At 69.9% G+C, this 10202-nt stretch carries 8 protein-coding genes and 1 pseudogene; all 9 read right to left on the bottom strand.

From position 1 onward, the window contains the following. A pseudogene (locus RT2_RS19920) lies at window positions 1-138 on the bottom strand (ATP-binding protein); the annotation flags it as partial. A 16-nt stretch (window positions 139-154) separates the two neighbouring features. Further along, entirely contained in the window at window positions 155-532 is a 378-nt protein-coding gene (locus RT2_RS19915; RefSeq protein WP_072846537.1) for a DUF742 domain-containing protein, read from the bottom strand. Between the two features lie 13 nt (window positions 533-545). Then, window positions 546-980: a roadblock/LC7 domain-containing protein gene (locus RT2_RS19910; RefSeq protein WP_072846547.1), complete on the bottom strand. Its 435-nt coding sequence runs from the start codon at window positions 978-980 to the stop codon at window positions 546-548. A 14-nt stretch (window positions 981-994) separates the two neighbouring features. Then, window positions 995-3973 carry an ATP-binding protein gene (locus RT2_RS26730; protein ID WP_083577506.1) on the bottom strand — a complete coding sequence of 993 codons (2979 nt, stop codon included), beginning with the start codon at window positions 3971-3973 and terminating at the stop codon, window positions 995-997. A 355-nt stretch (window positions 3974-4328) separates the two neighbouring features. Beyond that, complete coding sequence (gene gyrB / locus RT2_RS19900; RefSeq protein WP_072846536.1) at window positions 4329-6359, bottom strand: DNA topoisomerase (ATP-hydrolyzing) subunit B; 2031 nt, start codon at window positions 6357-6359, stop codon at window positions 4329-4331. Window positions 6360-6534: 175 nt separating this feature from the next. Continuing rightward, complete coding sequence (locus RT2_RS19895; protein ID WP_072846535.1) at window positions 6535-7491, bottom strand: alpha/beta fold hydrolase; 957 nt, start codon at window positions 7489-7491, stop codon at window positions 6535-6537. A 10-nt stretch (window positions 7492-7501) separates the two neighbouring features. Further along, complete coding sequence (locus RT2_RS19890; RefSeq protein WP_092776466.1) at window positions 7502-8608, bottom strand: PDR/VanB family oxidoreductase; 1107 nt, start codon at window positions 8606-8608, stop codon at window positions 7502-7504. Between the two features lie 11 nt (window positions 8609-8619). Continuing rightward, window positions 8620-9528 (bottom strand): metal-dependent hydrolase, encoded by a 909-nt coding sequence (locus tag RT2_RS19885; RefSeq protein ID WP_072846534.1) that lies wholly within the window; start codon window positions 9526-9528, stop codon window positions 8620-8622. A gap of 118 nt (window positions 9529-9646) precedes the next feature. Further along, window positions 9647-10195: a DUF721 family protein gene (locus RT2_RS19880; RefSeq protein WP_072846533.1), complete on the bottom strand. Its 549-nt coding sequence runs from the start codon at window positions 10193-10195 to the stop codon at window positions 9647-9649. Between the last annotated feature and the right edge of the window lie 7 nt (window positions 10196-10202).

Here is a 10202-nt window from a genome sequence, read left to right as displayed (position 1 = left end):
GCTGAGGTTGTCGACGCCGACCGAAGCGTCGGTGACCAACGCCTCGGTCCGCAACGGCACGATCTCGGACACCGCACCGACCAGCGTGGTCTTGCCGACGCCGAACCCCCCGGCCACGACGATCTTGGTCGACGTCACCCGGCCGGGTTGCGCGCTAGATTTTCCGAAGTCCACCGAGGACCCTTTCAATGAGTTCACGACGTTCGCTGTCGCTGGCGTCTTCTTTCAGGGTGGCCAGGATTCGCAACTGACCGGACTCGACCAGGTCCGCGACCAGCACCCGCGCGACACCGATCGGCACACCGACCCGGGCAGCGATCTCGGCCACGGACGGCGACTGTGCGCACAATGCCACGATCGTCGCGTCCACGTCCCCGAGTTCCCAGTTTCGGTTCGCGGTGTCCGGCAGGGCCTGGATCAGCGCCTCGAGCGCCAACTCGACCGCCGGCAGGGTACGCCCGGACGTCAGCGAGTACGGCCGGACCAGACTCGGCCCGCCACCGGCACGTGCGAAGTTCTGGCTGTCGTCCATGGCCACCTCGCGGTCAGGTCCCGACGGCGGCCCGCGGCGCCGCCTGCACGGACGCGCCGACACGGTCGACCAGCAGCGCCATCTCGTAGCCGACCTGCCCGATGTCGCAGCCCGCCGACGTCAGCGTCGCCAGGTGCGAGCCGTCGCCGACGCTCATCAGCAGCAGGTAGCCACGCTGCATCTCGACCACCGACTGGAGCACTCCGCCGCCCTCGAACAGCCGCGAAACGCCTGCCGACAGGCTCGCGAGCCCGGAGGTCACCGCCGCCAGCTGCTCGGCCCGGTCCACCGGCAGGTGGGAACTGGCCGCCATCAGCAGCCCGTCCGCGGACACCAGCACCGCGTGGGTGACACCCTGCACGTCGCGGGCGAAGTTCGAGACCAGCCAGTCGAGCGAGCTGCGGCCCGCGGATCCCTGATCCAGGTTGAGCTCGGATCCCTGATCCATGTTCATCTGTCTCCTTAGATGCTGTTGCGTTCGGCCTGGCCGGCGGCGCGGCCCTCGCGGATGCCCTGTTGGTGCCTGCTGAGCTTCTCGCGGATCGCATCCGGGTCGCGCAGCCTCGGCGGCGTGTTGATCTTGTCAGCCCCGTCGACGCCGCCGGGAACCAGTCGGTGTCCGGGTCGACGTTGCGGCAGCCCCGAAGCGGTACGCGACTCGCCGCGTGGCCCGGCGGCCCGGTTGGCGGCGTCCCAGCCTACGTCCGCAGCGGACTTCCAGGCCCGGTTTCCCTCTGCCGAGATGGGGTCTGTCAGCCAATCGGAGACCATCCCCATGAAGATCGGTGTCGTCTCGGTGGAGAGCAGCGCCGGCGGCTCCTCGACCCGCGGTCGGGCCATGAAGAACGACGCCGTCTTTTCGGAGTTCAGGCGGTAGCGGTGTCGCCTCGCCCGGGCCGGGTCGTCGTTGTCCGGGCCGGTGACGGGTGACGGACCGACGACCGGATCCGGGGTGGCGGCCGGCGTGACCGGCCCAGCCACCAGGTCGCTCCGCGGTGGCAGGCCTGGTGTGGCACCGGGGGTCCGCCGCGGCAGCGCCACCGTGGACTCGGGGACACGCTGCGGAGGCGCCGCCGTGGGCCCGGGTGCACGCTGCGGCAGCGCCGCCGGGCGGTCGGGTGTGCGCTCCGGGGGCCGGGGCCCGTCGGGACGCTCGGGGGCGCCCTCGGTGAACCCGGCCGCGACGCCCGGGGTGCGCTGCGGCAGACCGGGCTGCTCGGCGGCAGGAGGCTCGGCGGCAGGAGGCTCGGCGGCAGGAGGCTCGGCGGCAGGAGGCTCGGCGGCAGGAGGCTGGGCGGCAGGAGGCTGGGCGGCAGGAGGCTGGGCGGCAGGAGGCTGGGCGCTGGGTACCTCGGTGCCGGGCGCCAACGTCAGTGGGCCGGGACCCAGTGTGACGGTTACCGGGACCACGGGCCCCGACCGCGTCTCGGGCACCTGAGACTCGGGCACCTGAGACTGAGGCGCCTGCGTCTGAAGCGCCTGCGTCTGCGGCTGAGGCACCTGGGCCATGGGCGCTGCGGGCCGGGGCCGAGGAGCCGGCTCCTCGCCGTAGGCATCCACGGACGCCTGCGGCCCGGTCATCGCCAGCGCCAGCGGCGACACCATCACGGTGTGTGGGATGTGCACGCTCGTCGTGACGCCCTGGTTCCGCATCGTGTCGAAGGTCGGACGCATCCGGACCGTCAGTCCGTGCTGCGCGGCGAGCTCGCTGATCACGTACAGGCCCATGTGGCGGGCCGTCTCGGCGCTCACCTCGCCGCCGGACGCGAGCCGCTCGTTGATCTTTGCCAGCTCCGCCGGCTGGATGCCGATGCCGCGGTCGGAGATCTCGAGCAGCAGCCCGCCGTCGACGGCGCGGGCGAAGTTGAACGTCACCTTGGACTCGGGCGGGGACGCGCGCAGCGAGTTGTCCAGCAGTTCGGCCAGCAGGTGCACGATGTCCGTGGCGACGGCACCCGCGATCGCGCCCTGCGGCGTGTTGCCGACCTCGACCCGCTGGTAGTCCTCGACCTCGGACATCGCGGCGCGCAGGACGTCGCCGACCTGGACGGGTTCGGAGTGGCCGCGGCGGGTGCGAGTACCGGAGAGGATCAGCAGGTTCTCGCCGTTTCGGCGCATGCGGGCCGCGAGGTGGTCGAGCCGGAAGAGGCTCTCGAGCCGCCGGGGATCCTTCTCCTCGAACTCGAGGTTCTCGATCAGGCCGAGCTGCTGGTCGACCAGCGACTTGCTGCGCCGGGCGAGGGTCTCGAACATGTCGCCGATCTGCAGGCGCAGTTGCGCCTGCTCCCCGGCCAGCTTGAGTGCCTGACCGTGCATGTCGTCGACAGCGCGGGCGAGCGTGCCGATCTCCTCGGTGGTGTGCACCGGGATCGGCTCGAAGTCGGTGACCGCGGAGGTGTCGCCGACCTTGATCCGCTCGAGCGCGTTGGGGAGGTCCTCGTCGGCGACCTTGATCGCCCCGCGCCGGAGCCGGTTGATCGGGCGGATCAGTGACCGCGCGACAAGCAGGCCCAGCAGGATCGTGGCGAGCAGCGTGGCGAGCACCACGACGGCGGCCTGCACTGCCGCGGAACGGGTCTCGCTGGCCTTCGCGGCCACCAGGTCGATGATCTTGGCGGTCGAGCTCTTGATCAGCGGGGTGTAGATCGACTGGCTGTCGAGCATCGTCTGATGCATCTCGAGCTTCGGCGGCGTACCGGCCGGCGTGTTCAGCATCAGTTCGCTGCGGGTGTTGACCGCCTGCCGCAGAGCGGCCAGGTTGGGGTCGTCCTCCGGGAAGTAGCGGGCCAGGATGTCGATCATGGCCAGCTCGGCGCCGATGCCGGCAGCCAGCTCGCCGTCGGTGATGTTCGGATCCTGATAGCGCTTGATGATCGCGAGCGTCTGGTCGAAGAGACGGCGCTGCGCGGCCCAGGCGTCGATCAGCCGGGTTCCCTCGTTGAGGATCGTCTCGTCACCGATGGGCGCGATGGCCTCGATGACGGTCTTCGCCGCGTCCGACTGGATCGCCGCCGTCCGGGCACCGAGGTCGTCGAGCGACAGTTTCGTCATGTCGCCGCGGAGCGCCTCGGTGTCGCCGATCACCCGGTCCACGGAGGCCACCAGGTCGGGATCCATCTCGGGGTCCGCGACCGCCTCGCGCATCGCCTCGATCGTCCTGCTGACCTGCGCGGCGTCGTCGGTCGGCGACCCCTGCCGGGAGAGGTAGTTGGCGATGAGGAAGCCGGTCGCGACGTCCATGTCCAGCAGCGGCGCGACGATGGAGGTTCGCGTCGCGGCCTCGCTGAAGTGGGCGGCGGTGCTGAGCTGGTCCTGCACGCGGAGCCCACCGAGCACCATCGCCGCGGTGATCGGTAGCGCGACCACCGCGGTGACCTTCCATCGCAGACCCCAGCCCTCGAGGTTCCACGGCCTGTTGACAGGCGGCGACTGCGTCTTCATCTTCCAAACTCACTTTCCACCCAGGTCCGGCACAAGTTCCCGTACTCGTGCCGCCCCCCCGGACCACAGAACGACTGTTCGGTGGAGGGAGTCGAGGACTGACTCCTCGGCGGCTCCGGAGTCTAGAGGCTCCGAGACCCCGGCGCGTGCCTTATTGTTCTCGAGTCGTTATGACGCCGTGATCGAACGGCCCGGCCAATCCCGCAGGCGTCAGGACAATCCCGGCACAACGGTCGCAATTGCGCCATATCAGGCCCACTGGTGCCGTCGTACCCCACCAGCTTCTCCGGATTGCGCCGAGCCGGGCGCCAAAGTGATTCACTTCACACGCGCCCGGCTCGGTTCCCTGGGTCTCTCAGACGTCGAGGAAGCGGACATCCTTCGCGTTACGGGTGATGAAGCTGCGACGGGCCTCGACGTCCTCACCCATCAGGATGCTGAACAGCTCGTCGGCCGCCGCCGCGTCGTCGAGGGTCACCAGGCGCAGCACCCGCACCGTCGGATCCATGGTGGTCTCCCACAGTTCCTTGGCGTTCATCTCGCCGAGACCCTTGTAGCGCTGGATGCCGTCGTCCTTGTTGATCTTCTTGCCGCTCTTGAGGCCGGCGTCGAGCAGCGCGTCGCGCTCGCGGTCCGAGTACGCGAAGTCCGGGTCCGACCGCTGCCACTTGAGCTTGTACAGCGGCGGCTGCGCGAGGTAGACGTGGCCGTGCTCGACCAGCGGACGCATGAACCGGAACAGCAGCGTGAGCAGGAGGGTGGCGATGTGCTGGCCGTCGACGTCGGCGTCGGCCATCAGCACGATCTTGTGGTACCGCAGCTTGGCGATGTCGAACTCGTCGTGGATGCCGGTGCCGAACGCGGTGATGATCGACTGGACCTCGGTGTTCTTGAGGACGCGGTCGATGCGGGCCTTCTCGACGTTGATGATCTTGCCCCGCAGCGGCAGGATCGCCTGGTACATCGAGTCGCGACCGGACTTGGCCGAGCCGCCTGCGGAGTCGCCCTCCACGATGTAGATCTCGGACTTGGCCGGGTCGTTGGAGCGGCAGTCGGCGAGCTTGCCGGGCAGGCCGCCGAGGTCGGTGGCGCTCTTGCGCCGGACCAGTTCGCGCGCCTTGCGGGCCGCGACGCGGGCCTGCGCGGAGGACACCGCCTTGCCGACGATCGTCTTGGCGTCGGCCGGGTTGGACTCGAACCAGTGCCCGAGGTGCTCGTTGCACGCCTTCTGCACGAACGACTTGACCTCGGTGTTGCCGAGCTTGGTCTTGGTCTGGCCCTCGAACTGCGGCTCGCTGACCTTGACGCTGACGATGGCCGCGAGGCCCTCGCGGATGTCGTCACCGGTGAGCTTCGGGTCCTTGTCCTTGAGCAGCTTCTTGTCCAGCGCGTACTTGTTGACGGTGGCCGTCAACGCGGCGCGGAAGCCCTCTTCGTGGGTGCCGCCCTCGTGGGTGTTGATGGTGTTGGCGAAGGTGTGCACGGACTCCGAGTACCCGGAGTTCCATTGCATCGCGACCTCGAGCTCGTGGCCGGTGCCCTTACCGGTGAAGCCCACCACCGAGTTGTGGATCGGGGTCTTGCTCTTGTTGATGTGCCGGACGTAGTCCTCGAGCCCACCGGGGTAGTGGTAGATGCGGGACTTCGTCTTCGCCTTCCCCGACTTCTCCTCCTCCTCCACCTCGGCGGCCGACCTCGGCGCCTCGGCGACTTCGGCGGCCTCGTCGTCGATGACCTCGGCGCGCTCGTCGGTCAGCGTGATGGTCAGGCCCTTGTTCAGGAAGGCCATCTCCTGCAGGCGACGGGCGACGGTCTCGAAGTTGTAGCGAGTCGTCTCGAAGATCTCCGGGTCGGCCCAGAAGGTGACCGTGGTTCCGGTCGCCTTGGTCGGTGCGCCCTGGATCAGCTCACCCGGCTTTGAATCTGTGTACGTCTGGTGCCACTCGAAGCCGTCGACGTTGATGTCCACGTCGAGGCGGGTGGACAGCGCGTTGACCACGGAGATGCCAACGCCGTGCAGGCCACCGGACACCGCGTACGAGTCGCTGTCGAACTTGCCACCCGCGTGCAGCTGCGTGAGGACGACCTCGACGGTCGGTATCCCGGACGCGTGCATACCCACGGGAATGCCGCGGCCGTCGTCGACGACCCGGATGCCGCCGTCCTCGAGCAGCGTCACCTCGACCTTGCTCGCGTACCCGGCCATCGCCTCGTCGACCGAGTTGTCGACGACCTCCCAGATCAGGTGGTGCAGGCCGCGCTCACCGGTGGAACCGATGTACATGCCGGGGCGCTTGCGTACCGCCTCGAGTCCCTCGAGGACGGTGATGGAAGAAGCGCCGTATTCCTTGTTCGGAGTGCTCTTGTCTGACTTCTGGGCAGCCACGGGCGGGGTGCTCTCCTTCTCATCTGCATGCCGAGCGCGGCCAGTGGAGCCGCGGCCGCGAGGTACCACGCCATCCTACTTGTACGCGCGTGACCGGGAGCGCCTACGACACCCCTGACGTCCCCGTCAGCGCATTTTCGACGACCCCGGTAGGTTCCGGCCTGGGTGGATCGGGTCAGGACTCGACCGCGTCGGCGTCCGTCACGGCCTCACGGTCGAGCACGTCCTCGACGAACTCCGCGGTCAGCCGGGCCACCTCCGCGGCGTGCGAGATCGGCGACCAGTGCCCGGCCGGGATCACCCGACGCCGCAGGTCGGGGGCCCACTTCTCGGTGTCCTGGAAACCCACCGGACGGACCGCGCGGTCGTTGGCGTTGAGGATCAACTGCACCGGCACGTCCGTGCGGCGCTCCCGCGGCGCGCCGAGACGCGGCCGGATGTTCGCCCGGTAGAGCTTGAGGCCGTTGACCATGTCCGCGCGCAGTGTCGGCGCGGTCGGGACCAGGGCGGGGTCGAGTCCGTCGAAGAACCGCAGGAACGTCGGCCACAGCCGGTCCAGACCGAGCCGGAACGGCAGCGGGCCCAGCACGGGAATCTGGAAGAGCACGGTGTACGCCGACGCCAGGGCCTGCGTGAGCCGGTCCCGGATCCGGCGGGGGCTCGGGTCGGCGAACCCCTCGCGGGCCCAGGTGCCGAGGTGGTCGAGGTTCGGGCCGGAGATCGAGGTGAACGACGCGATGCGGCGACCGGCGTCGGGCTCGCACACCGCCTCCCAGGACTCGACCGAACCCCAGTCGTGGGCGAGCACGTGCACCGGCGCGGCCGGGCTGACCGCGTCGATCACCGCGAACAGGTCCTGGGCGATCAACTCGAGCCGGTAGGCCGACACGGCGGCCGGCACGGTGCTGCGGCCTGCGCCGCGGCTGTCGTAGCTGACCACCCGGAACCTCTCCGCCAGTCGCGGCACCACGTGCTCCCACAACTGGTGGGTGTCCGGCCAGCCGTGCACCAGCACCAGCGTGGGACCGTTCGGGTTTCCCTGCTCGAATACGGCCAGTTCGACGTCACCGTTGCCGACGGTCGATGCGACGGCCGGTCGGACCGAGCGGGATCCGTTGCTGCTGTTGCTCATTCACTGTTCCTCACGTCTGGAGATCCAGGACCAGGCGATCGCCGGCGGATCGGGACACACAGATCAACATCTCGGTCTCCTGCTCGGCCGCGCTCAGCCGCGTCTCGCGGTGCTCGGGGGTGCCGCCGAGCACCCGCACCCGGCAGGTGCCGCAGAACCCCTGCTGGCAGGAGTAGCCGACGCCGGGCAGTCGCTCCCTGATCACGTCGAGCGCGGACCGGTCCGCGGGCACCGTGAGCACCTCGCCGCTGCCCGCGAGTTCGACCTCGAATGCGGTCCCGTCGAGCACCGGCGGCGCACCGAACCGCTCGAAGTGCAGTGCGGTCGCCGGGGTGTCGGGGAACGCGGTGCGCACCAGTTCGAGCATGGGCGTCGGACCGCAGCAGTAGACGGCGCCGCCGGCCGGTGCCCGGCCCAGCAGGTCCTGGGCGGCCGGGATCCCGAACTCGTCGTCGGGACGAACGAAAACCCTTGCCGGATCCCATGACTCGATCTCGTCGAGGAAGGGCATCGACTCGCGGGAGCGCCCCGAGTACACGAACTGCCAGTCCATCCCGGCGTCCCGCGCCGCGCGCACCATCGCCAGGATCGGGGTGATCCCGATGCCGCCGGCGACGAACAGCGCGCGCCCGTGCCCGACGAAGGGGAAGCCGTTGCGGGGGCCGCGGACGGTCACCGTGGTGCCGGGCCGCAGGCCGTGCATCTCGACGGACCCGCCACCGCCGCCCGGAATCGCCCGGACCGCGATGCGGTAGCGGGAGCGGTCCGCGGGGTCCCCGCACAGCGAGTACTGGCGACGCCGCCCGGAGGGCAGGTGGAAGTCGAGGTGACAGCCCGGCTGCCAGGCCGGCAGGTCGCCGCCGCCGGGGGCCGCGAAGGTGAGCGCGGCGACGTTCTCGTCGAGCGCGACGACCTCACGCGCCGTCACCGTCAGGGTCATCGCGGAGTCCGGGTTGCGCCCGGCATGGTCGGGGTTGTATTCGTGCCGCTCGAGAATCCGAAAGTATTTGTCCGCCAACAGTTTTATCGCGGACATCACCCGGTCGCCGCGGGCCCGGCCGCGCAGGTCCCGCGGGGGCGCGACGTTCGCGTCGGGCACGTTCGTCATGATCGTCATCGAGGGCGGCGCTACCGGGTCGCGGCCTGCGCGGCCGGGGAGGCGGCGAGATACGCGACCGCCTGGGCCGTCGACCCCTCGTGTGAGGGGTGGTAGTTGCGGCCGAAGTAACGGCCCATCCGCACCACCACCTCCCGGGTCCCCGGCAGCACGCCGCGCCGGCCCGCCGCCCGGAAGTCGGACCAGTGCGGCTTGCGGCGGTGCGGTGCCCAACTCGCCAGCTCGGGGTCGTTCGCCATCAGGAACCGGGTGCCGCGCACCCACAGGTAGACGATGGCCGGGGTGGCGATCAGCTGGGTGCGCAGGCGCCGGGACTCCCGCTTGTCGAAGTACCGCATCACGTCGTAGGCGACGGCGCGGTGCTCGACCTCCTCGCTGCCGTGCCAGCGCAGCAGGTCCAGCATCGTCGGGTGCGGGTTGGCCCGGTCGAGGCCCTTGGCGTTGAGCACCCAGTCGCCGAGGAACGCGGTCAGGTGCTCGATCGCCGCGATCAGCGCGAGCCGCTCGACCAGGTAGTTCTCCCTGCGCCCCGCGGTGAACGGTCGCGGTCCGAGGAGCTTGCCGAACACCCACTCCATCTGGTCTGTGAACGGCGTCGGGTCCAGGCCCCTGTCCTTGAGGTGCGAGAGCACGCCGGTGTGGGCGTGCGAGTGCATCGCCTCCTGGCCGATGAAGCCGGCGACGTCGGCGCGCAGCTCCTCGTCCTCGATCAGCGGGAGCGCCTCCTTGAAGGTCTCGACGAACCAGTCCTCGCCGGCGGGCAGCAGCAGGTGCAGCACGTTGAACACGTGGGTCGCGAAGGGGTCGCCCGGGATCCAGTGCATCGGCAGGTCCGACCAGTCGAACTCGACGTTCCGCGCCTGCAGCAGGAGGTGGTCGGGTTCCGCCACGGTCGGCGCGGGCGCGGTCTCGACGGACATCGGGCTCCCCTTTCGGCGTCGCGCGACGACGCCTGTGACACAGTTCACTCGTTAATTCGAGTAACTGTAACATGGGGTAATAGACAAATACAGGTCTCCCGACGGGTCCCGCCCGGTCCTATCCGTAGGTGTCCCGCGGGCCCCGTCCGCGGATGTGCCGTTCGCCCTTGCGCCAGCTGGGGGCGCTGGGCCCGGTGATCCGCAGCGTCGTCACCACGCCGTTCCCGACGGCCGCGGCGATCTTCGCCAGGATCTGCGCCTGCATCATCCGCAGTTGGGTGGCCCAGGCCGTGGACTCGGCCGAGATGCTCAGCACGCCCTCACGCAGGCTCAACGGCACGGCGTGCACCGCGATGTCCTCCCCCACCACCTCCGGCCACCGGCCCAGCACCGTTCCCTCGGAGACTCTCGGCGACCATCCCCGCTTCTTGGCCACGGAACTGGTCAGCGCACCGAACGTCTGCGGGTCCCGGGTGTCCGGACCCGGGCCCGACCAGCCGCGACGGCCGGTGCGTCGGGTCCCCGGCGACGACCGGCCCTGCCCGACAGACTGCCCCTTTGCCTTCGCCGCCGCACGGGCCTCCTCCAGCGCACGGCGCGCCAGGTCGATGCCGCGGAGCTCGGGATCTTTGTCCCGGCCGCCGGCGGCCGGTGTCTCGTCGGGCATGGGTGTC

This window comes from Rhodococcus tukisamuensis NBRC 100609, from assembly GCF_001894985.1.
GTDB classification, from domain to species: Bacteria; Actinomycetota; Actinomycetes; order Mycobacteriales; family Mycobacteriaceae; genus Rhodococcus_G; species Rhodococcus_G tukisamuensis.
This window is presented reverse-complemented; position numbering and strand designations above follow the sequence as displayed.

Coding starts and splice junctions, on each gene's coding strand:
- RT2_RS19915 (WP_072846537.1), bottom strand. CDS start 532: ATGGACGACAGCCAGAACTTCGCACGTGCCGGTGGCGGGCCGAGTCTG.
- RT2_RS19910 (WP_072846547.1), bottom strand. CDS start 980: ATGGATCAGGGATCCGAGCTCAACCTGGATCAGGGATCCGCGGGCCGC.
- RT2_RS26730 (WP_083577506.1), bottom strand. CDS start 3,973: ATGAAGACGCAGTCGCCGCCTGTCAACAGGCCGTGGAACCTCGAGGGC.
- RT2_RS19895 (WP_072846535.1), bottom strand. CDS start 7,491: ATGAGCAACAGCAGCAACGGATCCCGCTCGGTCCGACCGGCCGTCGCA.
- RT2_RS19890 (WP_092776466.1), bottom strand. CDS start 8,608: ATGACGATCATGACGAACGTGCCCGACGCGAACGTCGCGCCCCCGCGG.
- RT2_RS19885 (WP_072846534.1), bottom strand. CDS start 9,528: ATGTCCGTCGAGACCGCGCCCGCGCCGACCGTGGCGGAACCCGACCAC.
- RT2_RS19880 (WP_072846533.1), bottom strand. CDS start 10,195: ATGCCCGACGAGACACCGGCCGCCGGCGGCCGGGACAAAGATCCCGAG.